Genomic DNA, 24,331 nt, shown 5'->3' on the forward strand with positions numbered 1-24,331 from the left:
CTGCGGGCCCGGTGACCGGCTCCGACGACCGGACCGGTCAGAGCGGCTGCGGTTCGAGGTCGCGGTTGATCCGCTGCCAGCCGCGGGCCGAGACGATGGTCGGGTGGTCGTCGCCGAAGAGCTCCACCAGCGCCGCGATGGCCTGCCGGCGCAGGGTCTCGGCCTCGTCCTGGCGGCCCGCGGTGCGCAGGGTGATCGCGAGGTTGAGCCCGCAGACGACGGCGTCCGGGTGGCCGGGGCCGTACCGGTTGTGCAGGCCGGCGTAGGCGGCGCGGCCCAGTTCCTCGGCCTTGGCGAGCTGGTGGTTGTCGGCGTACGCGTTGGCGAGGTTGATGGTGGCGTTGAGCGTGTAGGGGTGGTCGGGGTCGAGGGCGTGGGCGAGGCCGGCGACGGCCTCCTCGCCGTGCCGGATCGCCCCGGCGGTGTCGCCGCTGCCACGGAGGTAGATGGCGAGGTTGTTCTGGCACAGGGCGGTGAAGGGGTGGTGGTCGCCGTTGAGGCGCCGGTAGCCGTCGTACGCCTCCTGGGCGATGTCGCGGGCGGTCTCCTTGTCGCCGGCGGCGCTGTGGTCGGCGGCGAGGTTGAGCCGGCAGGCGAGCGCGTCGGCGTTCTCCGGGCCGTACTGCTCGACGTACCGCTCGTAGGTCTGCTCGGTGAGGCGGCGGGCCTCGCGGGACTCGCCCGCGCGGCGCAGCGAGACGGCGAGCGACTTGGCGTTGCGGAGGTTCTCCGGGGCGTCGGGCTGCAGGATGCTGTCGAGCACCTGGGTGACCTCCCGGAGGAGTTCCACCGAGCCCTTGTAGTCGCCGAGTTCGCGGAGGTCGCGAGCGAGGTTCGACTTGCTGGAGAGGGTGTACGGGTGGCGTGCGCCGAGGACGGCGGCCCGCCGGTCGTACGTCTCCTGGTCGAGGTCGCGGGCGAGCTGGGTGTTGCCGACCAGCCGGTGGTCGATGGCCAGGTTGTTGGCGACGGACAGGGTGCGCGGGTTGTCGTCGCCGAAGAGGTCGCGGAACTGGTTGTAGGTGTCGATGTCGAGGATCAGCGCCTCCTGGAACCTGCCGAGGAAGCGCAGGTCGGCGCCGAGCGAACCCGCGGTCATCAGGGTGAAGGCGTTGTGGTCGCCGAGGAGTTCCTTCTGGCCGGCCATGGTGGCGCGGTCGAGTTCCAGGGCTTCGTGGTAGGCGCCCTGGCTGCGCAGCACGTTGCCGAGCTGGAAGTTGAGGCTCAGCATCTGGCGGCGCAGGAACCGGCGTTCGCCGGCCTTGGTCTCGGTCTCGTAGCGCTCCGACCATGCGGCGTCCAGGGAGCGCGCGAGGGCCATGGCGCGGTCGAGGTCGACGCGCTTCCACAGGTAGCGGACGCGGTCGATGAGGAGTTCGCGGGTCTCGCGCTCGTCGCAGTCCTGGGCCTTGGACGGGCCGAGGTGCGGCCAGATCTTCTCGAAGGCGGGCCAGTTCTGCGGGTCGTCGGTGTCGCCGAGTGCCGGGCGGGCGTTGACGAGGATGCGGTGCACGTCGTGCACCGCGTCGTTCTGCTCGTCGGCGGACATGCCGCTGCGGACGACGGCCTGCACGAGCCGGTGCACCTGGAAGCTGTTGCTGTTGGCGTCGGTCTTGGCCAGGGCGTAGCGGCTGACCGCCTGGATGACCTTGCCGAGCATGAAGCTGTCGGTGAGCTCGTCGTCGTAGGGGGCGAGGGCCCGGGTCATCTGGTCGTTGTAGAAGAGGGTGAGCGAGATCGGCTCGGGTGCGAAGAACGCGCAGAGCTGGAGGAGGCGGACGGCGGCCGGGGACTGTTCGCGGAGGCGTGCGATGGAGACGTTCCAGGTGGCGCCGACCGGGGTGGGGTAGTCGACGGGCGTGTCGCCGGCCGCGAGGGCCTTGGTGGCCTCGGCCTGCAGCTGGGCGACGTACGTGTCGACGGGGGTGCGGGTGGTCTCCAGCCAGGCGGCGGCGACCTCGACGGCGAGCGGCAGGTCGCCGACGGCCTCGGCGACGCGGTCGGCGTCGGGGCGGGAGAGGCCGCGGACCCTGCGGCGCAGGTGGTCGATGCTCTCGCCGCGGGTGAAGACGTCGACGCCGAGCACCCCGGCCTGCCCGGACCAGCCCTGGTTCCGGGAGGTGATGAGGATGTGCCCGGAGCCGCCGGGGAAGTACCGGCGGACCTCGGACGGCTCGTCGGCGTTGTCGAAGATCAGCAGCCAGCGGGGGGTCGGGGTGCCGCGGCGCAGTGCCTCGCGGGCGGCCTCGGCGGCCTCGTTGACGCTGTCGCTGACCCGCAGGCCGAGGCGGTCGGCGAGTTCGGCGAGGCTCTGGGCGACGCTCTCGGCCTGCTCGGCGTCGATCCACCAGACCAGGTCGTAGTGCGACATGTAGCGGTGGGCGTACTCCAGGGCGACCTGGGTCTTGCCGACGCCGCCGAGGCCGTACAGCGTCTGCGGGGTGGGCAGGACGGCGGTGGGGCCGCCGACGAGCTGCTCGCGCAGGTCGTCGAGGACGCCGACGCGGCCGGTGAAGGACGGGTTGCGCTGCGGCACCGACCAGTAGGCCGGCTTGGTGCCGGGGAAGCGGGGCGCGCCGGGGCTGCGGTCGACGGGGTCGTTGTGGCCGAGGGCGCGCAGCAGGGTGAGGGCGGCCTGGGTCTCGTCGCGGCCGACGAGGTCGACGGGGTTGCGGTTGTTGAACGGCGCGGTCAGGCGGACGTCGCCGACGCGGACGGGGATGACCTGCCGCCGGGTGCCGGCCGGGTCGCCGCCGACGGTGCGCTCCCACAGCGCCTGGGCCTGCGGCGACACCAGGTAGGCGGAGGAGAGCACGGCGACGGTGCGGAAGGCCGCGTCGATGCCCTGCTCGGTGGAGGCGCGCGGGTCCGAGCCGATGCCGAGGTCGCGCGAGACGACCCGGAAGCCCGCGTCGGTGAGGACGGAGGCGATCCAGTCCGCCCAGACGCGGTCCTCGGGCACGAAGCTGAGGTAGAGGTCGGCGGGGGCGGTGGGCCGGCGGCGGATGAACGCGTCGAGGTTCCGGAGGCGTTCCAGCTCGTCCATGGGCGGGAGGGCGGCGATCCGGCTGCGGGTGACCGCCGAGGTGAGGCGTTCGCAGGCGGAGAGCAGCGACGCCGGCTGGCCTGGGGCGTCGCCGAACGGGGCGAGGATCTCCTCGTACGAGTAGAAGGGCCGGTAGGGGATCTCGACGGACGCCCAGTACTGGGCGAGTTCGGCCTCGCCGAGGCCGCTGGGCAGGCCGGCGAAGCGGATCCGGGCGTGGGCGCGGCCGGCGTCGGCGCGTTCCTTCTCGTTCTCGTCGATCCGCATCGGCACGGGCAGGATGCGGATGCCGCGGTCGCCGTAGCGGCCGTCGACGGTGTGCGCGATGCGGGCGGCGCCGTCGATGCTCTGGTCGCTGAGGGTGAAGCAGACGACCAGGTCGTCGGGCATCTCGACGGTGCAGATGTCGGCGGTGTCGGTGAGGCCGGTGCGGCTGTCGATGAGCACGTAGTCGTAGTGCCGCTTCATGTCCTGCCGCAGGAACTGCAGGAAGCGCTGGCCGTCGTAGCGCTCGTAGAAGTCGTCCCAGTCGACGCGGTTGGCGGCGTAGTCGCGGTTGACCTGGCCGGCGGGGACGTAGTCGAGGCCGCCGGTGCCGGGGAACCGCCAGGCGAGCGAGATCGCGTGCGGGTGGATCCGGGCGAAGTCCTCGTACCAGTGGGCGCTGCGCTCGACGGGCCGCCGGGCTTCCTCGTAGTAGTCGGCGAAGAGGTCCATCATGCCGGTGGTGGCGTCCACCGCGGCCTGGTCGAGGAACGGGTGGAAGAACCGGCCGAGACCGGGCGCTTCGAGGTCCCAGTCGACGGTGAGCACGCGGAAGCCGTTGGCGGCGAGGATCCAGGCGGTGTTGGCGAGGGCCATGGTGCGGCCGGTGCCGCCCTTGTACGAGTAGAAGGTGATGATGCGGCCCTGCCGGTCCTCGGCCGCCGCGGGTGCGGCCCCGCCCGGCACTGTGGCCTCGGTCTGCCTGTCGGTCATGGCTGTCCTCCCCCGGGCGTGGCCCTCACGGTGCCCTCGCCGTCCTCGTCGTGCCGTGCGTCGGGCGGTAACTGGCGGGGCCGCGGTGCGGTGTCGGGCTCGTCCCGCAGGCTGGGCCTGCGGGGGCCCGGCAGGTGGGTGTCGGGTTCGTCGCGGCGTTCGAACCCCTCGTTGGCGCGGATCAGGGCTCGCTGCATCTCGCCGCGGAACTCCTCCAGGGTCGTCGGGGGGCCGGTGCCGGCGCCCCGCAGGGTGGGCCGGTGGGATCCGTGCGCGTGGCGCAGCACGTCGTCGCTGATCCGGCCGAGTTCGGCGTCGTGGGCGGTGCACTCCTCGTCGTCGGTGTTCCACGGTTCGAGGGTGGAGAGCCAGCCGTGGTCGCGGCGGTCGAGGTTGCGGAGCGTCTCCCGGCGGCGGGTGTCGTAGAGCGCCCAGCGGTCGACGAGCACCACGCCGGGCGCGCTGGGCTCGGCGCTGCCGAGCAGGGCGGTGGCCTCGGTCTCGAACTCGTGGATGGTGGCGCGGAACCCCATGTCGCGGGCGACCTCGGCGGCGTCCTCGGCGAGCGGGCGGCGGGAGTCCGGCCGGTAGGGCTGCCAGTCGGTGCGGCGCGCGCCGTAGCACTCGGGGCCTCGCCCGGGGGGCAGTTCGCCGCGGCGGTAGGAGTAGACGGAGATCCGCAGGGTGTTGGTGGGTTCCGCCGGGCCGAAGGCGCTGGGCTGCGTCTCGAAGTCGGTCTGCCGGCCGACCGGGATGACGGTCTGCTCGGCGACGTCGACGATGCGCTGGGCCAGGCGGTGGACGGCGAGTTCGTACTGCGGCCGGTACGCGGTGAGCTTCATGAGGGCGTAGAGGCCCTCGGTGGCGTAGTCCGGGCCGAAGCTGCCGTGGTTGAACTGCAGTTCGCCGGCGCAGCGGGGCAGGGTGTAGTGGTCCATGGCGACCCAGAGCACCGGGACGATGCCGCTGGTCTCCTCGCCGTCGCGGCGCCGCTGGTAGACGGGCCGCTGGCTGAAGGTGTGCCATTCCTGGCCGCAGGCGTGGCTCTTGAAGTAGCGGGGCGAGTAGAGCGGCACGAAGACGCGGCAGTTGGAGAGTTCCTTGGCGAGCCGCTCGGCCCAGAACTGCCCCTGGTGCATCGACTGGTCCATGAAGCCGACGGGCACGCCGTCCGGTACGTCCGTGAGCTGGGTGATCGCCTCCGACAGGTCCTCGTAGAGCTTGGCCACCCAGTGGTTGGGATCGCCGACGCGGCTGGTGGCGCGTGGCGTGTGGGCATAGCTGAGAAAGAAGTACGGGCGTACCTCGTTCTTGCCCCGTCCCCCCGGGTTGTTCACCGGCGCCTCCCCCGAGACCGTCCATCCCTGCCCCTTGCGGGGATTGTCAGTCTAGGAAGGTCATGTTCCCGATGGGAATAGGGCCGTAACGTCCGACACGCGTGAACCCGGTCAACACTCCTGATTCAGAAGCCACTTGTTCGCCAGGTCGACGCTGTCCGCGATCGGCATCAGCAGGCAGGGGGCGTCGCCGAGGCGGCCTCCGACCAGGCCGGGGAGATCGGCGGTGATGTCGGCGGCCATACGTTCGAAGTGCCGGGTCTCCAGGCTCGGCGCCTCGAAGTGCACCCACGTCCGGCGGCCGGTCCGGTCGGTGACGACGGAGGCGTACCGCTGCACCGGGCAGTTCGGCTGCCAGTACTCGGCCAGGTGGAAGACCGTGCAGCACGACCAGGGCACGCTGACCAGCAGCACCCGGGCACCGGCCGCGTAGAGCCTCTGCAGGGGGGAGCGGTCGCCGAGGTGCGACCCCAGCGCGTGCCCGGCCATGAGCGCCTCGGCGCGCGGGCCGACGGCACTGAACGACGTCTGCGGGTGGGCGCTGCGGACGGCCCCGGGCAGCAGCCGGATCTCCTCGGAGATCCGGCCCATGGTCGGCGAGGCGGGTGTCGTCGCGGGGTCGTACGGCAGCATGGTCGCCAGGTGGCGGCGGAGCTCGCGGGGGGTGAGTCCGGCGGTGGCCCGCCGGTGCAGCAGGGAGGTCGCGGAGTTCTCGGGGGTCGCGGTGTAGGCGACCAGGGTGCCCGTGCCGCCGAGGGCCGTCCGGAGTGCGGCGACGACCGTCCGCGCCCGGTCCTCGACCGGCCCGACGGCCCGCGCGGACGCCTGGACGAGCAGCGTCTCCCCCTCGCGGATCCCGAGCAGCCGCAGATGGTCCGTCAGCTCCGCCTGGGAGTACAAACCGGCCTCCAGCAGCCATGGCAGGTCGCGCGGCCCTGCCGCGTCTCGACCGGCCGACCGCATACGGTAGCCGGTCGGGCACGCTCCCGTCTGCGCCGTCCGCGCCCGATCGGGCGCCATGTCCCTTTTCGACGGCGTGCGTTCACCGTCCGGTGCGCCGGACGCCACCGGCCGGGAATCACCCGTTCGGGAGCGCCTCAGCCCTCCCGCTCGAAGGCGGCGACGGCGTCGCGGACCCTCCGGGTGCACGGGTCGTCCGCGCCGAGGATGCCGTCGAGCTCGGGCAGGAGGTCCCGCAGGCGCTGCAGGCCGCCGGTGCGGTCGCCCGCCCGGGCCGTCCAGTACGCGTGGTCGCCGCGGGCGGCGAGGAAGATCGGGTGTTCCGGGGGGAGTACGGCGCCGAGGTCGCCGATCAGCTCGCGGAGCTGCCGGACGGCGTCCGCGGGCGCGCCGGTCTCGCCCGTCCACTGGGCGATCCGGAGCCGGTAGCCGTACGGGGTGGGGTGGCCGGGCCCGAAGGCTGCGGTGATCCGGGGCAGCAGCGTCGGGATGGTCCGCAGCGCGGCGGCCGGGTCGCCGGTGGCGGCGAGCCAGTGGGCGATCTCGGCCTCGGCGATCACGGTGAGGTCGTCGTCGGCGCCGAGGGCGCGCCGCAGGTCGGTGAGCAGGTCCTGCCAGAGCACGAGTGCCGCCGCGGCGTCACCGCCCTGGCCGGTCTGCGAGGCGATGTTGGCGCGGGTGCGCAGGGTCTCCCGGTGGTCGGGGCCCAGCACGCGGGTCTGCCGGACGAGGAGGTCGGTGAAGACGGCGAGGGCTTCCGCGCGGTCGACGTAGACCGTCCAGAAGCCGAGCTGGTGGCGGCTGTACAGGCTGTCGGGGTGGTCCGGGCCGAGGAGGCGTTCCTGGTCCGGCAGCAGGGCGCGGTAGGTGTCCGCGGCCCGGCGCCAGTCGTCGGAGCGGCCGTGCCAGTGGCCGGTCCTGGCCCGCAGCCGCAGTGTCCGCAGATGGTCGGGGCCCAGGCGGCCGGTGAGGTCGGCGAGGAGTTCGCGGCAGAGGCGGCGGGCGGTCTGCGGCGCACCGGCCTCGCCGATCCACTCGGCGAGGTCGAGGCGGCCGCCGAGCACCGCGGGGTGGTCGGGCCCGTGGTCGGCGAGCAGGTGTTCGAGGGCCTGCTCGCCGCGTTCGACGGCCTCGCGCCAGCGCTTGCCGGCGACGGCCGCGGCGAGCTGCGGGTCGTGGTCGGCCAGGGTGCCGAACGGGACGTCGCCGACCGGCCCGGCGGGGCCGCCGGCAGCGGGGGCGAAGCGGGCGAGGAGCGGCGATCCGGTGCCGGCGAACGCGGCCGCGCCCGGCGGCAGTGCCCGGGTGCCCGCGGTGTCCGCCTGCAGAGCGGGCACGTGGCCGCCCTGCGGGACGGTCCGTTCGAGCAGGTCGCCGACGAGCGCGGCGGTGTCGAGGGCGGCCCGGGCGGGCACCGAGTCGAGCAGGAGTTCGCGCAGGCCGGGCCTGAAGTCGTAGCGCTGCCCGCGGCCGCCCGGCCCGGCGGGGCCGGGGGCCCGTCGGACGAGGCCGCCGAGCAGCACCTCGGCGAGCTGGGCGGGGGTGCCGCGGCCGGGCAGCACGGCCCGCTGGACGAGCCGCATCACGGGCAGGGTGAGCGGGCGCACCGCGGCCAGGTGCCCGGCCAGCAGGAAGGCCTCGGGCGAGGCCGCCGCGCGGAAGTGGGTGAGGCGGGCGTGCATGTCGGGGGCGGCCGGCTCGCCGCGGGGCGCGGGCGGCGCGGGCCGGGGGCCGGCGGCGGCCGCGGCGGTACGGAGGACGGCCGGCGCGGTCCCCGCGATCAGGCCGGCGAACGCGGCGAGGGCGGCGGGGTCGCACTCCAGGACCGGCACCGGGATGCCGGCGAAGGGGGCGAGGTCGGCGGGCAGCAGGAGGTCCTCGACCCGCCAGGCGGTGTTCGGGCGGCCCGGTGCGGCGGGCTGCAGGAGCTTGGTCTCGGTGGGCAGTCCGGCTCCGGGCCAGAGGCGCTGCGGGAGCGGTTGCAGGACCGCGGTGGGGCACCGGCGGGCCCAGTCGGCCAGCAGGGGGTCCATCCGGCCGTCGCGCCACGCGGCACCCACGGTGTCGGACAGGACGAGGACGACGCCCCGGCCGTCGGCGGGACGGACCGTGTGCGGGGCGGGCCCTGCCGGGCCGCCGAAGGGGCGGTGGTGGAGCCGCGGACCGGCCGGGTGCCGGGTGTCCAGGCCGTGGCTGCGGACGCGGCGGAAGACGCCCGCGCCGCCGAGCAGGGTGTGCAGCCCGTCGGCGAGTTCGCGCCAGATCTCCATGGACAGGCCGTCGTCCACCAGCAGGACGAGGTCCAGCCAGCGTTCGGTGCGGGGACGGAGGGCGAGGTCGGGCAGACCGGTGTCGGCCATCAGGTCGGCGGTCGCGTTCTCGTCGGGTTCCCCGTCGCGGGGCGACGGCACCGGGCGCTTCAGCGGCTTCAGGGCGCGGACGAGTCTGCGTGCGCCGTACACGGCGCGCTCGCCGCGGACGAGCACCGGCCGGGTGGCGGTGCCCCCGTCGGGCCGGCCGGCGGCCGCGTACACGTCCGTGCTCGGACCGGGCGGGTCGTCCGTCCCCCGGCCGGGCGGCTCGGAGGCGGCCGCGGCGGGCGCCTCGGGCGGGACGGACCCGGGCTCGACCGCCTCGCCGGGCCGGGCCTCGGCCGGCCCCATCCGGTCGGCGAGCCAGAGCACCTCGGCGAGTTCCCTCGCGGTCAGGCCGACGCCTGCGGCGGCGAGCACCGACCGGAGGCGCTCCGGGCCGCCGCCGTTCACACCGGGAGCCCGTCGTCGTCGAGGGAGCGCAGGACGGCCTCGGTGAGGTGGTCCCGACCGAGGTCGACGCCGCTGATCCGCAGGTGCACCGCGTTGAGCAGTTGGTCGGTGGCGAGCAGGGCCTGCCCGGTGTCGCGCCGGTCGAGGAACGCCTCGATGAGGTCCTCGGCGACGGCCAGCCCCTCGTCGCCGAGGTGCGCGCCGACGATGGCGCGCAGCTGGTCGCCGGTCGGCGGCTTCAGGTCGAGACGGACGCAGCGGCGCAGGAACGCGGGCGGGAAGTCCCGTTCGCCGTTGCTGGTGAGCACGGTGACGGGGAACTCCCGGCACGCGACCCGGCCCTGCCGGACGGGGTGGCGGTCCGGTCCGTCCTCCACCATGACCCGGACCTCCTCCTGGTCCGGTCCGAGCCGGGCGAGCTCGGGAATGCGGAACTCGCCGTCCTCGAAGACCACGAGCAGGTCGTTCGGGAGGTCGGCGTCGCCCTTGTCGAGCTCGTCGACGAGCAGCACGCGCGGCCGTCCGGGGGTGCCGGTGGCGAGGGCGGTGCCGAGCGGGCCGAGGCGCACGTAGTCGCCGATGCCGGCCGGGGGCCCGTCCGCCCGGCCTGCGGTTCCCGCGTCCCGCAGGCGGCCGACCGCGTCGTAGCGGTAGAGGCCGTCGGCGAGGACGGTGCGGCTGTTGACGTCCCACCGCAGCGGGCTGCCGAGTCCCAGCTCGTGGGCGACGGAGTGGGCCAGCGAGGACTTGCCGGTGCCGGGCGGGCCGGTGACCAGCAGCGGGCGCCGCAGGAGGAGGGCGGCGTTGACGATGTCGGCCTCGGCGGGGCTGATGTGGTAGCGGGTGGCGTGGCGGGCCACGCCGTCACTCGGGAAGCGGCGCCAAGGCGGGGGCGGCGGGAGCTCCCGCGTGCGGGGCACGCGGTCCCCGCGGTAGAGCCGCCAGTCGCTGTCGTCGGCGTTCATCGTGCGGTGCCTCTCCTCTGACGATCGGTCGGGTGTCCGTGTCGGTCACCGTGTCACTGGGGGTCGTCGAGCGGCAGGGCCGCGGGGAGGCCGTCCGGGCCGTCGTAGACCAGCGCGAGGTGACGGCCCGGTCCGCCGTCGGCCGACCGCACCCTGGCCTCGTACACGGCGCGCGGAAGCCGGGCCGCCGTGAGTCCGGCCGCCAGCCCCTGAAGGAACGGCGCGCCGCCACGGCCGGCGGAGGGCCGTGGCCAGACGACCGCGGGCACCCCGACGGCGAGCGCGATCGCGCGCAGCTGGGCCGTCGCGGCGGACGGGCCGCAGAGGGCGACCCCGGCGACCGGTTCGGGGCGGCCGCGTTCCTGCACGGCGGGCTCGCGCCGGCGCTGGGCGAGGACGGCGGCCCCGTGGCGGGCCTGCCACCGGTAGCGCAGTTCCGGCCAGTACTCGGGACGGCGCAGTTCGGGGCAGCGCAGCACGACCTGGAAGTCCTCGCCGAGCACGCTGGGGAAGATCTCGTCGGGCCGGTACACCCACCGGTCGACGTCTAGGTCGAGCTGGTCCTTCTGGACGAAGACCTCGACCGTCGGCAGCACTCCCGGTTCGCACTCCCGGACGGTGTCGGCGAGCAGGTCGGCGAGGCGGGCCAGGAGCGTGGCACGGGCGACCGGGGTGTCGAGGCAGATCCGCTGCCGCGCGGTGCCGTCCGCGGCGGACGTCCGGACGACGGCGCGGTACGCATCCCCCGGGCCGGCCCGCCACAGCTGCACCTGGACGACGGGCGCGGCGGCGGGCCCCGGCGCGGGCGTCCGGCGGGCGCCGGTCTCGGCCGCCCTGGCGCGCTGCTCGGCCAGGCCCGCGGCGACGCCGAACCGGGCGGCGACCCGGTCGTTCCACGCCCGGAGGTCGCCGCCGACACCTTCGGGAGCCTCCTCCGCGGCGAACTCGACGACGGTGAGCAGGGCCGGTACGGCGCCCTGGCGGGGGCGGTAGCCCTCCAGGTGCCGGACCAGCTCGGGCCAGCCGACGCCGGCGCGGTCCGGGCCGAGCGGCAGGGCCCGGGCGGCCACGGTGCCGGGCCGGGAGGGGTGGTCCTCCAGCAGGCGGAGCAGGTCGCGGTGCTCGGGGGCGGTGAGGAGTTCGTCGGGGGCGGCGAACACTCCGGCGGCCTGCAGGCCGGGGCGGTCGGCCGCGGGCCGCTCGGCGAGCAGGGCGAGCAGGGTCGCGGAGCCGTGGTCGGTGCCGGTGGCGGTGAGGACGAGCCATTCGGGCGGCACGGGCTCGCCGACGGCGGGGCCGGGCACGGCGAGGGCGGCGGCGAGGGACCGGGCCGTGTCGGCGCGGTCGGCGGGGTCGGTCAGGACGCCGCGCACGGTGTCGAGGAGCTGGCGCCAGGCCTGCGGGCGGAGCCGTCGGGCGTCGGCCTCGGCGGCCGGGCCGGCGGCGAGCCGGGGGAGGTGGCCGATGATCACCTGTGCCGGTATGGCGAACGCCCGGGCGTCGCGGCGGCTGACCACGAGGCCGACGACCTGCTGCCGTTCGCGGTCCCACAGCGGGCTGCCGCTGTACCCCTCGACGAGCGGTTGGGCCGAGGCGGGGGTGTCGAGGACGAGCCAGCGGTCGGTGACGCCCTGGATCGTCACGGCGGCGACGGTGCTGGCGTTCCCGCTGCCGAACCAGGCGTAGGCCGAGGGTCCGGTGCGGTGGTCGCCGAGGTGCGGTCCGTCAGGTCCGGGCGGGACGACGTCGACGAGGCGGAGGAGGGCGAGGTCGGCGGCCCACTCCGGATCTCCCTGACGGGCGGGCTCGTGGGCGTCGCGGGTGCCGGGCAGCCAGTGCTCGACGGTCGCCCGCAGCCGGCTGTGGGGCGAGCGACCGGGCAGGCCGACGAGCAGTCCCCGGACGGCGCCGTCGTGCTCGGGGGGCGGCTGCTGTTCGAAGGCGGCACGGCCGAGGGCCAGGTTCACGACGTGTGCGCAGGTCAGCACGCGGCCGTCGGCGACCAGCAGGCCCCCGCCGCACGCCCGGGGGCCCGACGGTCCGTAGAGCGCCGCGTGGGCGGCCTTGACCGCGGTGTCGGGGTCCCGGGCGGACGGCGGCCCGGTGCCCGCGCCGGCCGTCAGGGGGCTGCCGCTTCCGTCTCGGCGGCGGCCTGCCGCGGCACGGCGACGGCCGGGCCGGTCCGCCAGGTCGCCCGGACGGTGAGGGCGGCCTCGGCCCCGGCGGAGACGATGCCCAGCCGGAGGTCCTTGCTGAGCTTCACCCCGAACTCGACCTCGACCTGCTCCGGCGGACGTACGGCACTCCGCACCGCGTCGTGGACGAGGTCCAGCACACCCCCGAGGGGCTGCAGGGCGTCGCGCAGGGCCGTGCCGGTGGTGCGCGCGGCGTCCCGGAGGCGTCCCACCGCCACCGTCTCCCCGGAGCCGCCGGGCAGGTCCGCGCCGTCCTCGGCGGGCGGCGGGCCACCCAGGTCGAAGACCTCCAGCAGCACGGTGGTGCCGTCCGCCAGGGTCACTTCGGTGAATGCCGTCATGCCCGACACTCTGCCACCGCCACCCCGTCCGGCACCGGCTCCTCGCGGTTTTCCACCGTCGGTTTCCGGACGTCACCGCCGGCCCTCCCGGAGCGTTGTGACGCCGGGTCAGCCACCGGCGGCGGCGAGCTGCTCCTCCCAGGCGGTCCGGTTCGCCGCGGCGGCGGCGCGGGCCGCGGCCTCCGCAGCGGCGCCGACGGGCACGGCGAGCCACGGCGTCACGGCGGTGCGCATGCCGGAGACCATGCGGGCGCCGAGGGGGGTGAGGGAGCCGGAACCGGCGAGGGTCTCCACGGCGGTGGCGGTGTGCGCGCGCCAGGTGGCGAGCTGCTGCCGTGCGTGGTCGGCGGGGCCGCCGGGCAGCCCGTCGTAGACGCGCACCCGGGCGGCCCAGAACTCGGTGACGGCGAGGTGGGCGTACGTGCCCTGCAGCAGCCCTTCCAGCGGGCGCGGGTCGGGACGCCAGGGGGCGTGGTAGAGCCGGTCGTCCGCCGGGTCGTACAGGTCGTGCCGGTCGAGCACGGCACCGAGCTTGACGTGCTGGAACTCGTGCACGAGCAGCAGGGCCAGGGTCGGGGCGGTGGCGGGCCGGGCGATGCCGACGGCCCCGAACGCCTGGCGGGCGGAGGCGCTGACGTCGCGGCCCTCGGGGCCGGGCCGCAGCGGGGTGACGGTGGTGAGGCCGGCGGCCAGGCCGGCGACGTGGCCGGGGAGGTCGCGGCCGACGAGTTCCCAGGCCTCGCGCAGCGCGTCGCTCCAGGCGAGCAGGGCGTCCTCGCCGAGCCGGTCGGCGGCGGGCCACTGGTGGCTGTCGCGCTGCGGGTCGGTGTCCTCCAGGGCGACCGTCCAGCCGGGCAGGGCGACCCGCCGCACGGCCTGCCAGGCCGGGGTCGGCGGGGCGTCCCAGTCGAGCCGGGCGCCGCGGGCGGTGAAGCCGTCGGCGGTGCCGGTGAGGCGGGCCTCGCCGACGCCGCCCACGTGGAGGCGGCCGAGGGTGGGCAGGTGGACGGCGCCGCCGCGGACGGGCACCGGCAGGTCGAAGGCGACCCCGGCACGGAGTGCCGCGGCGGCGGCGAGCTCGGCCAGGCCGCCGAGGTCGGCGCCGCTCTCGCCGCGCAGGCAGCGGGCGGCCCAGGCGCGGGCGTACGGGTGGGCGAGCACCGCGTCGAGGGCGTGCGGGGCGCGGCCGTCGAGGTCGGCGAGGAGCTGCCAGGCGTCGGGGCGGCCGTCGGCGAGGGCGGCGACCATGGCCCGGGTGAGACCGAGCTGGCTCGCGGCGAGCGCGGTGACGGTGTCGGTGTCACCGTGCCCGGCGGCGATCCGGTCGAGCTGGTCGTCGGTCAGGTCGGCCTCGACGGGCTTGGCCTGGGCGGGCACGGTGGCGGTGTCGGCGATGCGGTCGCGGACGGTGGTGATGAGGTGCATCAGGTCTCCACAGAAGACCGAAGGGTTGGCGAAGCCGCTGCCGGTGCGGTAGCGGTGGGCATAGAGGCCGCCGCCGCAGGAGCGGACGACGGGGCAGGAGCGGCAGTCGTCGCCCAGCCCGGCGAGGCCGGACTGCCGTTCGCGCATCCCGGGGTGGTCGGCGACCTGGTCGAGGGTGTGCGCGAAGACGGTGAATCCGGTGGCGGGCGCGCCGTCGTAGGCGGTCTTGAGGCTGTCGGCCTGCTCGAACGAGCCGTCCGTCTCGACGACGACGAGGTCGGCGGGGTCGAGACCGAGCGACTCGGTGAGGCTGGAGCGCCCGCGCAGCGTGCGGTGCACCGAGTCGAAGGTGCGGACAGGCACGGGCCGCCCCTGGGCCGTCCAGCGCTCGTGGATCGCGAGCAGCCAGTCGGCGTACGGGTGCCCGCCGAGGCCGGGCGGGCGCTTCGGGGGGGCGTCCCAGGTGGCGTGCGGCAGGAGGAAGTCGATCCGGGGCGGTTCGAGCGCGAGGAGCGCGTCGTACACGGCGAGCGGGTCGTTCTCGACGTCGATGGTGCACAGCAGCCCGGCGTACAGGTGCCGGTACTCCGGGCGGCGGAGCAGTTCGAGGGCGGCGAGGACCTTGCCGTGGCTGCTGCGCCCGTCGGCGTAGCGGCGGTGGCGGTCGTTGGCCGCCCGGTCGCCGTCGAGGCTGATGCCGACCTTGATGCCGTACTCGGCGAAGAGGTCGAGCAGGGCCGGGGAGAGCAGCACCCCGTTGGTGTGGATGCGCAGGTCGAGGCTGCAGTCGGCGGGCAGGGCCCGGTGCAGTTCCTCGGCGGCGCGGCGCAGCAGGGCCGGTCCGGCGAGCAGGGGCTCGCCGCCGTGCAGCACGACGTGCACGGCGGGCAGGGCGTGGGCGGCGGCGTGCTCGGCGATCCGCTCGGCCGTCCGGGCGAGGACGGGGCCGGAGACCGCTCGGGGCCTGCCGCGCCAACTGGTGTCCGCGTGTTCGTAGATGTAGCAGTGGTCGCAAGCGAGGTCGCAGCGGCTGTGCATCTTGAGGACGAACTGGGAGAAGGGCACCAGCGGCGCGGCGGCCGGGCCGTGCGGGCGCCCGGGCGTGGCCACGACCGTCAGATGGACGAGTTGAACGCGGCCACGGCCACCTGGCCGGAGTCGGCGCCCGGCAGTGCCCGCTGGAGCTGTTCGGTCAGTCGGTCGGTTCCCAGAGCGGCGAGGGCGGCAAGGGAGGGCCGTGCGACGGTGTCCTCGGAGGCGGGGCCGTCGGACGTCCGGGCGGCACGTGCAGAAACCATGGGGGTCTCGATTCTTCGGGGGCGAAGCACCTGTAGGGGGAAACGCGGGCCCACAGGGCCTGAGCCACCGCGGGCATGCCCCGGCATGGCGGGCGACGCCGCTCCGACCCGGCCCAGAGCAGCCGGCCCGGCCCCAGGCCTGTACACCCAGTTCTGCACGATACCTTCCGGTGAAGGATTTTTGACGCACAATCAGGGTTTGCGATGGGCCGTTCGGGGAAAACTGCCCGAACGGTCTACCCCCGCTCGACACGGTGCCCGTCAGGGGCACAGCCGCTCGACGCGCCAGCCGTCGCCGTCCGCGACGAAGACCAGGCGGTCGTGCAGGCGGTTCTCGCGGCCCTGCCAGAACTCGACCGTCTCGGGCACCACGCGGTAGCCGCCCCAGAACGGCGGCACCGGCACGCCCTCGCCCTCCGGGTAGCGGGCGGCGAGGTCGGCGTAGCGCTGCTCCAGGACCTCGCGGCCGGAGACCGGGCTGGACTGCTCGCTGGCCCAGGCGCCGAGCTGGGAGCCGTGCGGGCGGGTGCGGAAGTAGGCGGCGGTCTCGTCGCGGCCGACCTTCTCGACCCGGCCGCCGACGATGACCTGGCGGGCCAGGGCGACCCACGGGAAGAGCAGCGAGGCCTGCGGGTTGACGGCGAGCTCGGCGCCCTTGCGCGAGCCGTAGTTGGTGAAGAACACGAAACCGCGGTCGTCGTAGCCCTTGAGCAGCACGGTGCGGGAGCTGGGCCGCCCCGCCGCGTCGGCGGTGGAGAGGACCATGGCGTTCGGCTCGGTCACCCCGGCCTCGGCCACCTCGTGGAACCAGGTGGTGAACTGGGTGACCGGGTCGGCCGCGAGGGCGCCCTCCGCGAGGCCGTCGTGCTGGTAGTGCTTGCGCATGACGGCCAGGTCCGGCCCGGGCCGGTCCTCGGTCGGCGCGGTCAGGGCTGTCGGGGGGTGTTCCGCGGTAGGCACGGCAACATCATCCCGTACGACAAGCGTGGCGGGCTGCTACGTCCCGGCAAACCCCGGTGGGAGTTAAGGTGTCCCCCCACCGCACGGCCACCCGCCGTACGGGGAATCGTGCCGTACGACCCGGTTTCCCCCGGTCCGTCCGCCGCCGGGGCCGAGGCGGCCGGTGGGGGAAACATCACCGTCGTGGTGTATGGCGCAATGCACTCCGTGCCTGCAAGGCTGACACCGAGTGCCAACCCCACCGAACGGTCACCCGGACCGCCGCCCCACTCTCCGCGGCGTCCCGGATCGGATCACTGAAGGAGCCGTCTGATGTCCGACTTCGTACCCGGACTCGAAGGTGTAGTCGCCTTCGAGAGCGAGATCGCCGAACCCGACCGCGAGGGCGGCGCACTGCGCTACCGCGGCGTGGACATCGACGACCTCGTGGGCCACGTCTCGTTCGGCCACGTGTGGGGCCTGCTGGTGGACGGCAAGTTCAACCCCGGCCTGCCCGCCGCCGAGCCCTTCCCGATCCCGGTGCACTCCGGTGACATCCGGGTCGACGTGCAGTCCGCGCTCGCCATGCTCGCCCCGGTGTGGGGCCTCCAGCCGCTGCTCGACATCTCCGCCGAGCAGGCCCGCGACGACCTCGCCCGCGCCGCCGTCATGGCACTGTCGTACGTCGCCCAGTCCGCCCGCGGCCAGGGCCTGCCGATGGTGCCGCAGCGCGAGATCGACAAGGCCGAGACGGTCGTCGAGCGGTTCATGATCCGCTGGCGCGGCGAGCCGGACCCGAAGCACGTCAAGGCCGTCGACGCGTACTGGACCTCCGCCGCCGAGCACGGCATGAACGCCTCGACCTTCACCGCCCGCGTCATCGCCTCCACCGGCGCCGACGTCGCCGCGGCGCTGTCCGGCGCGGTCGGCGCGATGTCGGGCCCGCTGCACGGCGGCGCGCCGTCGCGCGTGCTCGGCATGATCGAGGAGATCGAGCGCACCGGTGACGCGGTGGGCTACGTGAAGAAGGCCCTCGACAAGGGCGAGCGCCTGATGGGCTTCGGCCACCGCGTCTACCGCGCGGAGGACCCGCGCGCCCGCGTGCTGCGCCGCACCGCCCGCGAGCTCGGCGCGCCGCGCTTCGAGATCGCCGAGGCGCTGGAGAAGGCCGCGCTGGAGGAGCTGCACAACCGGCGCCCCGACCGCGTGCTCGCGACCAACGTCGAGTTCTGGGCCGCGATCATGCTGGACTTCGCCGAGGTGCCGGCCCACATGTTCACCTCGATGTTCACCTGTGCGCGCACCGCCGGCTGGTCCGCGCACATCCTGGAGCAGAAGCGCACCGGCCGCCTGGTCCGGCCGTCCGCGCGCTACCTCGGCCCCGGCCCGCGCAGCCCGCGCGAGGTCGAGGGCTACGACTCGATCGCGCACTGACGCTTCACTCGTTCGGGCGGGTCCGGCACGCGGCCGGACCCGCCCGCACCTGTGAAGATCACATCTCACCGTGCGGACGTCCGTCACCTCCCCGCAACACGGCCGGTAGGCTGCGCGCGTGGCTCAGATCCAGATCCCCGCTGACATCAAGCCCGCAGACGGCCGTTTCGGCTGCGGACCGTCCAAGGTGCGCCCCGAGGCCCTGAGTGCCCTCGCCGCCACCGGAACCTCCCTGCTCGGCACCTCGCACCGCCAGGCCCCGGTGAAGAACCTGGTCAAGCGTGTGCGCGAGGGCGTGAGCAGCCTCTTCTCGCTGCCCGAGGGCTACGAGGTGGTGCTCGGCAACGGCGGCTCGACCGCGTTCTGGGACATCGCCGCCTTCGGCCTGGTGCGCGAGAAGTCGCAGCACCTCAACTTCGGCGAGTTCTCGTCCAAGTTCGCCTCCTCGGTGAAGGCCGCCCCCTGGCTGGGCGACCCCTCCGTGATCAAGTCCGAGCCGGGCACCCACCCGCTGCCGGTCGCCGAGGCCGGCGTGGACGTCTACGCGCTCACCCACAACGAGACCTCCACCGGTGTCGCCATGCCGATCCGGCGCCCCGCCGGCGCGGACGCGGGCTCGCTGGTGCTGGTCGACGCCACCTCGGGCGCCGGCGGCCTGCCGGTCGACATCACCGAGACGGACGTCTACTACTTCGCGCCGCAGAAGTCCTTCGCGAGCGAGGGCGGCCTCTGGCTGGCCGCCTTCTCCCCGGCCGCCCTGGAGCGCGCCGCCGAGATCGCCGCCTCCGGCCGCTACATCCCGCCGTTCTTCGACCTGCCGACCGCGATCGACAACTCGTCGAAGGACCAGACGTACAACACCCCGTCGGTGGCGACGCTCTTCCTGCTGGCCGACCAGCTGGAGTGGCTGAACGGCAACGGCGGCCTGGAGTGGGCCGTCGCCCGCACCGCCGAGTCCTCCTCGATCCTCTACTCGTGGGCCGAGAAGTCCTCCTTCGCCCAGCCGTTCGTGGCCAAGGCCGAGGAGCGCTCGCAGGTCGTCGGCACCATCGACTTCGACGACTCGATCGACGCCGCCGCCATCGCCAAGGCGCTGCGCGCCAACGGCATCGTCGACACCGAGCCGTACCGCAAGCTCGGCCGCAACCAGCTGCGCGTCGCGATGTTCCCGGCGATCGACCCGGCCGACGTCCAGGCGCTCACGGCCTGCATCGACCACGTGATCGAGCACCTCTGACCCGTCGCCCGGCGCCCCGCACGGGGTGACGGACCACGGCACCCGCACGACCGACGGCCCCCGGCTCGCCTCACGGCACCGGGGGCCGTCGCCGTTCCCCGCTCCACGGGCAGGGACACGGGCAGGGGACAGGACCGGGGCAGGGCACGGACGGAAGGCCGTCGGCGGTGCCGGGTCCCGCCCGCGGTCGCCGCTGCGGGGCCCCGCCCGCCGTCAGCGCCGGACGAGCGAACTGACGATCACCACGGCCAGCAGCAGCAACAGTGCGCCGGTCACGATCCGCATGCGAGTCTTCGGGTCCACGCTCCGAGGTTAGTCGGTCGCCGGAGCACCGGAGCCACCGCCCTGCGCGGGCGGGAGGCCGCCGCGGTACGCCCGGGCGCGGAACACGCTGGGCGCCGTGCCCACCCGCCGCGTGAAGATGCGGCTGAAGTACGCCGGGTCCTCGTACCCCACCCGTCGGGCGATCTCGGCGACCGGCAGCCCTCCCGCGGCGAGCAGCCGCTTGGCCTCGTCGAGCCGTACCGCCAGCACGTACTCCCGCGGGCCGACCCCGCCCGCCGCACGGACGGCGCGCCGCAGCCCGGCCACCGTCACCCCGGCCCGTCGGGCGTGCCCGGCGACCGGCAGCGGCAGGAACGCGCCCTGCCGCAGCGCGGCGACGACGGGGTCGCCCGCCGGGCCGAGGTCGGCCCGGTGACGGCGCAGCTCCACCAGCAGCTCGTGGACGGCCGCCCCGGCTTCCACCCCGGCGAGGGGCCCGCCGCCGCGGCAGGCGGCGGCGATCCGGGCGATCACCCGCCGGACGGACTCCGCGGCGGTCAGCGGGACGACGTCGGCCTCCGGCAGCAGGCCGAGTTCGGCGTAGGCGGCGAGCGCCGGGCCGGTGAAGTCGACGAAGCACTCCGCCCAGCCGCCGGCGTCCGGCCCGTAGTGGTGGGACACGCCCGGGCGCAGCAGCAGTACCGCGGGGGCCACGACGGTCCGACGGGTGCCGTCGGCGGCGGCGGACCAGCCGCGGCCCTCGGTGACCAGCACCGCCACCCAGTGGTCGAGGGTGCGCGGCCCGACGACGGGGAGCCGCCCGCGCTGCACGCCGGTGCCGAGGCAGGCCAGGCCGGTGGCGAGCTGGGCGGGCCCGGGCGTGAGGTAGTGCCACCAGCGCTCCATGCCGTCCCCTCCCCTCCCTTTCCCCCTCCCGCCCCGGTGCCGGGGTCCCGCCGGCCGGTGCCGGGTGGCACGACAATCCAACACGCCGGGAGGTTCCGTCCATGGCCGCGGCCCGCCCCGGTCGCGCAGGCTTGGCGGCATGCTCACCTACGACTCCGCCGGATTCCGGCTCGACGGCCGCCCGCTGCGCATCCTGTCAGGTGCCGTGCACTACGCCAGGACCCGTCCCGGGCAGTGGCCGCAGCGGCTCGCCGCCGTCCGCGCGATGGGGCTGAACACCGTCGAGACGTACGTGCCGTGGAACCTCCACGAGCCCGCGCCCGGCCGGCACGAGCGGCTCGCGGAGCTCGGGGAGTTCCTCGACGAGGCGGCCCGGCAGGGCCTCTGGGCGATCGTCCGGCCCGGCCCGTACATCTGCGCGGAGTGGGACAACGGCGGGCTGCCGGGCTGGCTCACCGCCCGGGTGGGCCGGCGGGCGAGGACGTCCGACCCGGAGTACCTGGCGGCGGTGGACGCCTTCTTCGACGTGCTGATGCCCGCGGTGGTGGCCCGCCAGAGCGACCGCGGCGGCAACGTGCTGATGGTGCAGGTGGAGAACGAGTACGGGTCGTTCGGCAGCGACGGCGCCTATCTGCGCCACCTCGCGGACGGGCTGCGCGACCGCGGTGTCACCGTGCCGCTCTTCACCTCGGACGGCCCGGAGGACCACATGCTGACCGGCGGCACCCTGCCGGGGGTGCTGGCCACGGTGAACTTCGGCTCCGACCCGGAGGAGGCGTTCGCGGCGCTGCGCCGCCACCGCCCCGCGGACCCGCCGTTCTGCATGGAGTACTGGAACGGCTGGTTCGACCACTGGGGCCGCCCGCACCACACCCGTGACGCGGAGGACGCCGCCGGCACGCTGCGGCGGATCCTCGCCGCGGGCGGCTCGGTCAACCTCTACATGGCGCACGGCGGCACCAGCTTCGGCACCACCGCCGGGGCGAACCACGCCGACCCGCCGTTCAACTCGACCGACTGGGAGCACTCGCCGTTCCAGCCGGTGACGACCTCGTACGACTACGACGCGCCGCTGGACGAGCGCGGTGCGCCGACCGCCAAGTACCGGCTGTTCCGGGAGGTGCTGGCGGAGTTCGCGGCGGCGCGTCCCGAGGAGGCGCGGTACCTGGACGACCGGGAGCCCGGGCCCCCGCCCGTCGCACCGGTGCTGCCGGAGGCCACGGTGCCGCTGACAGAACGGGCGGCGCTGCCGTTCGGCCCGGCCGTCGCCTCGCCCGTGCCGCCCACCTTCGAGGAGCTCGGCCTGGAGCACGGGCTGGTGCGGTACACCGCGGAGCTCCCCGGCCCCCGGCCGCCGCTGCCGCTCACCGTCGAGGGGCTGCGCGACCGGGCCACCCTGCGCGTCGACGGCGGACGGGCCGCCGAGCTGGAGCGCGGCACCGGGCAGGAGCCGCCCGCGGTGGCCGGCGGCGTCCGGATCGAGCTGCTGGTGGAGTCGCTCGGCCGGGTCAACTACGGGCCGCAGGTCGGCGAGACCAAGGGCATCACGGGCGGTGTCCGGCACGAGCGCCAGTACGTGCACGGCTGGCGGGCCGAGCCGCTGCCGCTGGACCCGCTGCCGGCGGCGGAGTTCACCGCCGGTGACGGGGAGGGGCTGGCCCGCGGCACGCTCGACCTCGCGGAGACCGGCGACGCCTTCCTCGCCGTCCCGGGCGGGCACCACGGCTACGTGTGGGCCAACGGCTTCCTCCTCGGCCGCTACGACGCCCGCGGCCCCCAGCGCACCCTCTACTGCCCGCAGCCGGTACTGCGGGCGGGCCGCAACACGTTCGTCCTGCTGGAGCTCGGCGACGCGGCCCCCGACCGGATCGAGCTGCGGCCGGAGGCCGACCTGGGCTGAGACCCCGCCGGGACACCGGGTGCGACGGGCCGGCCGGGTGCGACGGGACGGCCGGGGGACGGCACGGCACGGCGTCCGGGTGCGAGCGGCCTCAGGCCTCCCAGCGGGCCAGCGGCCACGCCGTCAGGCTGCGGTAGCGGGACGGCCCGAAGCCCGTCTCGCTGAGCATCAGGTGCATCTCCGACGCCTCCCACTCCGTACCGCGGAAGCCGTCCAGGGCCGCCGCGAGGTGCTGGAGCGCGGAGGCCGCACCGCGCTGCTCGGCGCGGCGCCGCCCCCGGGTGGACCCGGACCTGGCGAGGGTCAGGTGCGGGTGGAAGCCGTACTGGTCGAGTTCCACGCCCAGCTCGCCCACGGCCGCGCGGACGGCCTCGGCGAGTCGGCGCAGCGCCCACACCTCGCCGTCGACGCCCGCCCAGAGCGCACGGTCGCCGAAGGTGCCGCCGCCGGCCAGCCGGAGCCGGTGGGCGCCGTGCTCGCCGGCCGTCCGGGCGAGCGCGGCCTCCAGCGCCGGAACGTCGGTGACGGGCACCTCGCCGAGGAAGGCGAGCGTGAGGTGCCAGCCCTCGACCTCCGTCCAGCGCAGCCGGTCGGCGCCGGGCAGGCCGTGCAGCGGGGCGGCCGCGTCGACGAGTTCCTGCACCGCCGCGGTCGGCGGGTCGACCGCCACGAAGAGCCTCATGGGCCCATCCTGCCGCCCGGCGGCGCCGGACTCATCCGCTTTACGGCCGGGCCCGTCCGCCGCGCCGCCCGCGTCACCGCCCGGCGAACGGCCGCGCCCGGCCCGGCGGTGGCCGGGCCGGGCGCGGTGCCGCGGTGTCGTGGGGCGCTCAGCAGGCGGCCACGAGGTCGTCCTTGGGCAGGGTGCGCGGCACGACCGTGACCACCCGGCCGCCCGCACCGGGGTGCAGGTCGACGCGGACCTTCAGGCCGGCGGCGCGGGCCAGCACCACGGCGACCGTGCCGGCGGCGGCGGCGGAGACCAGTCCGCAGGCGAGCAGGCCGACCCGCGGCCCGTACACGTCGGTGACCCAGCCGACGATCGGTGCGCCGATGGGGGTGCCGCCGGTGAAGACCAGCACCAGCAGGCCCATCACCCGGCCGCGCATGGCGGGCTCGGTGGCCAGCTGCAGCGCGGAGTTGACGGAGGTGTTGAAGGTGAGGCCGAAGACGCCGGTCAGGGTCAGCAGCAGGGCGAAGGTCCAGTAGCCGGGGGCGAACGCGGCCAGCACCTCCAGCGCGCCGAACGCGAGGGCCGCGCCGACCAGTCGCCGCAGCCGCGGGGCGCCGCGCCGGGCGGCGAGCAGGGCCCCGGCGAGGGAGCCGACCGCCATCGCGGTGTTGAGCAGGCCGTACTCGCCGGCGCCGACCTTGAAGGTGTCGTAGGCGAAGCCGGAGAGCAGCGTCGGGAAGTTGAAGCCGAAGGTGCCGATGAAGCCGGCGAGCACCATCGGCCACAGCAGTTCGGGGCGTTCCCGGACGTACCGCAGCCCTTCGCGGAGCTGCCCGCCGCGGCGGGCGACCGGCTCGACCGGCCGCAGTTCGCTCTCCCGCATGGCGAGCATGCCGCCGATGACGGCGGCGAAGGACAGCGCGTTGACGGCGAAGGCCCAGCCGCTGCCCACCGCGGCGATCAGCAGGCCGGCGACGGCCGGGCCGACCAGGCGGGCGGTCTGGAAGTTGGCGGCGTTGAGGCTGACCGCGTTGGAGAGGTCCTTGGCGGGCACCATCTCGCTGACGAAGGCCTGCCGGGTCGGGTTGTCGACGACGGTCACGAGGCCGAGCAGCAGCGCGAAGACGTAGACGTAGCCGGCGGTCACCGTTCCGGTGACGGTGAGCACGGCCAGGCCGGCGGCCAGCAGGCCCATGACGCCCTGGGTGGCGATCAGCAGACGGCGCTTGGGCAGCCGGTCGGCGAGGACGCCGCCCCACAGGCCGAGCAGCAGCATCGGCAGGAACTGCATGGCGGTGGTGATGCCGACGGCGAACGGGCTGCCGGTGAGGCTGAGCACCAGCCAGTCCTGGGCGATGCGCTGCATCCAGGTGCCGGTGTTGGAGACGACCTGGCCGGCGAAGTAGTAGCGGTAGTTACGGATCCGGAGGGAGGAGAACATCCCGCCGGACCGGGTCGGGCGCGCCCGGGAGGGGGCGGCGGATGCGGCGGTGGTGGCCGCCGCGGTGCGTTCGCAGGGGTCGTCGTCGCCGGTGCCGGGCAGGCCCACGGGGGCGGGTGCCCGGCTCACGGCGGTGGCGGCGTCGGCCGCCCTCCGGTCCGCGGTGTTGTCGTCGGTACGGGTGGCGGCTGCGCTGGCTGCGGCCGGCGGTGTCACGTGGGGCTCCC

16 protein-coding genes are annotated in these 24,331 nt (G+C 75.2%); 3 read left to right on the forward strand and 13 right to left on the reverse strand.

Annotation, left to right across the window (positions count from 1 at the left end):
* Window positions 1-37: 37 nt before the first annotated feature.
* The 10 genes from fxsT to pdxH form a co-directional block, all read right to left on the reverse strand.
* Window positions 38-4,024, reverse strand: a complete 3,987-nt coding sequence (gene fxsT, locus OG335_RS17105) for an FxSxx-COOH system tetratricopeptide repeat protein (protein ID WP_405011992.1) — start codon at window positions 4,022-4,024, stop codon at window positions 38-40.
* On the reverse strand, window positions 4,021-5,361 hold the full coding sequence (locus tag OG335_RS17110; protein ID WP_405011993.1) for a TIR-like protein FxsC: 1,341 nt from the start codon (window positions 5,359-5,361) through the stop codon (window positions 4,021-4,023). Before OG335_RS17110 ends, fxsT begins: the two co-directional genes overlap by 4 nt.
* 111 nt (window positions 5,362-5,472) lie before the next feature.
* The gene (locus OG335_RS17115) at window positions 5,473-6,261 is read right to left on the reverse strand and encodes an aminoglycoside N(3)-acetyltransferase (RefSeq protein ID WP_405011994.1); all 789 of its coding nucleotides are present in this window, start codon (window positions 6,259-6,261) and stop codon (window positions 5,473-5,475) included.
* Between the two features lie 197 nt (window positions 6,262-6,458).
* Window positions 6,459-9,086, reverse strand: a complete 2,628-nt coding sequence (locus OG335_RS17120) for an SAV_2336 N-terminal domain-related protein (protein ID WP_405011995.1) — start codon at window positions 9,084-9,086, stop codon at window positions 6,459-6,461.
* Window positions 9,083-10,051, reverse strand: a complete 969-nt coding sequence (locus OG335_RS17125; protein WP_405011996.1) for an AAA family ATPase — start codon at window positions 10,049-10,051, stop codon at window positions 9,083-9,085. Before OG335_RS17125 ends, OG335_RS17120 begins: the two co-directional genes overlap by 4 nt.
* A 53-nt stretch (window positions 10,052-10,104) precedes the next feature.
* Complete coding sequence (locus tag OG335_RS17130) at window positions 10,105-12,240, reverse strand: trypsin-like peptidase domain-containing protein (protein WP_405015426.1); 2,136 nt, start codon at window positions 12,238-12,240, stop codon at window positions 10,105-10,107.
* Window positions 12,171-12,587 carry a CU044_2847 family protein gene (locus OG335_RS17135; protein ID WP_405015427.1) on the reverse strand — a complete coding sequence of 139 codons (417 nt, stop codon included), beginning with the start codon at window positions 12,585-12,587 and terminating at the stop codon, window positions 12,171-12,173. Before OG335_RS17135 ends, OG335_RS17130 begins: the two co-directional genes overlap by 70 nt.
* 108 nt (window positions 12,588-12,695) lie before the next feature.
* Window positions 12,696-15,050: an FxsB family cyclophane-forming radical SAM/SPASM peptide maturase gene (locus OG335_RS17140; RefSeq protein WP_405015428.1), complete on the reverse strand. Its 2,355-nt coding sequence runs from the start codon at window positions 15,048-15,050 to the stop codon at window positions 12,696-12,698.
* Between the two features lie 77 nt (window positions 15,051-15,127).
* Entirely contained in the window at window positions 15,128-15,310 is a 183-nt protein-coding gene (locus OG335_RS17145) for a hypothetical protein (RefSeq protein ID WP_405011997.1), read from the reverse strand.
* A gap of 261 nt (window positions 15,311-15,571) precedes the next feature.
* Window positions 15,572-16,195, reverse strand: a complete 624-nt coding sequence (pdxH, locus tag OG335_RS17150) for a pyridoxamine 5'-phosphate oxidase (protein WP_405015429.1) — start codon at window positions 16,193-16,195, stop codon at window positions 15,572-15,574.
* 387 nt (window positions 16,196-16,582) lie between these two features.
* Between pdxH and OG335_RS17155 the strand changes: the two genes are divergently transcribed.
* Entirely contained in the window at window positions 16,583-17,683 is a 1,101-nt protein-coding gene (locus OG335_RS17155; protein ID WP_405011998.1) for a citrate synthase 2, read from the forward strand.
* Window positions 17,684-17,801: 118 nt separating this feature from the next.
* Window positions 17,802-18,920 carry a phosphoserine transaminase gene (gene serC / locus OG335_RS17160; RefSeq protein ID WP_405011999.1) on the forward strand — a complete coding sequence of 373 codons (1,119 nt, stop codon included), beginning with the start codon at window positions 17,802-17,804 and terminating at the stop codon, window positions 18,918-18,920.
* A 312-nt stretch (window positions 18,921-19,232) separates the two neighbouring features.
* Here the strand turns inward: serC and OG335_RS17165 are convergent, their stop codons facing one another.
* Window positions 19,233-20,090: an AraC family transcriptional regulator gene (locus OG335_RS17165; protein ID WP_405012000.1), complete on the reverse strand. Its 858-nt coding sequence runs from the start codon at window positions 20,088-20,090 to the stop codon at window positions 19,233-19,235.
* 139 nt (window positions 20,091-20,229) lie between these two features.
* Between OG335_RS17165 and OG335_RS17170 the strand changes: the two genes are divergently transcribed.
* Window positions 20,230-21,990 (forward strand): glycoside hydrolase family 35 protein, encoded by a 1,761-nt coding sequence (locus OG335_RS17170; protein WP_405012001.1) that lies wholly within the window; start codon window positions 20,230-20,232, stop codon window positions 21,988-21,990.
* Between the two features lie 91 nt (window positions 21,991-22,081).
* On the opposite strand, the gene thpR is transcribed toward OG335_RS17170, so the two are convergent.
* The gene (gene thpR, locus OG335_RS17175; protein ID WP_405012002.1) at window positions 22,082-22,672 is read right to left on the reverse strand and encodes an RNA 2',3'-cyclic phosphodiesterase; all 591 of its coding nucleotides are present in this window, start codon (window positions 22,670-22,672) and stop codon (window positions 22,082-22,084) included.
* A gap of 148 nt (window positions 22,673-22,820) precedes the next feature.
* The gene (locus OG335_RS17180) at window positions 22,821-24,104 is read right to left on the reverse strand and encodes an MFS transporter (RefSeq protein WP_405015430.1); all 1,284 of its coding nucleotides are present in this window, start codon (window positions 24,102-24,104) and stop codon (window positions 22,821-22,823) included.
* Window positions 24,105-24,331 lie beyond the last annotated feature (227 nt).

The organism is Kitasatospora sp. NBC_01539 (assembly GCF_045040525.1).
In the GTDB taxonomy this organism is placed as follows: domain Bacteria; phylum Actinomycetota; class Actinomycetes; order Streptomycetales; family Streptomycetaceae; genus Kitasatospora.

Coding starts and splice junctions, on each gene's coding strand:
- OG335_RS17125 (WP_405011996.1), bottom strand. CDS start 10,051: ATGAACGCCGACGACAGCGACTGGCGGCTCTACCGCGGGGACCGCGTG.
- fxsT (WP_405011992.1), bottom strand. CDS start 4,024: ATGACCGACAGGCAGACCGAGGCCACAGTGCCGGGCGGGGCCGCACCC.
- OG335_RS17135 (WP_405015427.1), bottom strand. CDS start 12,587: ATGACGGCATTCACCGAAGTGACCCTGGCGGACGGCACCACCGTGCTG.
- OG335_RS17170 (WP_405012001.1), top strand. CDS start 20,230: ATGCTCACCTACGACTCCGCCGGATTCCGGCTCGACGGCCGCCCGCTG.
- OG335_RS17165 (WP_405012000.1), bottom strand. CDS start 20,090: ATGGAGCGCTGGTGGCACTACCTCACGCCCGGGCCCGCCCAGCTCGCC.
- pdxH (WP_405015429.1), bottom strand. CDS start 16,195: ATGCGCAAGCACTACCAGCACGACGGCCTCGCGGAGGGCGCCCTCGCG.
- OG335_RS17180 (WP_405015430.1), bottom strand. CDS start 24,104: ATGTTCTCCTCCCTCCGGATCCGTAACTACCGCTACTACTTCGCCGGC.
- thpR (WP_405012002.1), bottom strand. CDS start 22,672: ATGAGGCTCTTCGTGGCGGTCGACCCGCCGACCGCGGCGGTGCAGGAA.
- OG335_RS17140 (WP_405015428.1), bottom strand. CDS start 15,050: ATGCACAGCCGCTGCGACCTCGCTTGCGACCACTGCTACATCTACGAA.
- OG335_RS17145 (WP_405011997.1), bottom strand. CDS start 15,310: ATGGTTTCTGCACGTGCCGCCCGGACGTCCGACGGCCCCGCCTCCGAG.
- OG335_RS17155 (WP_405011998.1), top strand. CDS start 16,583: ATGTCCGACTTCGTACCCGGACTCGAAGGTGTAGTCGCCTTCGAGAGC.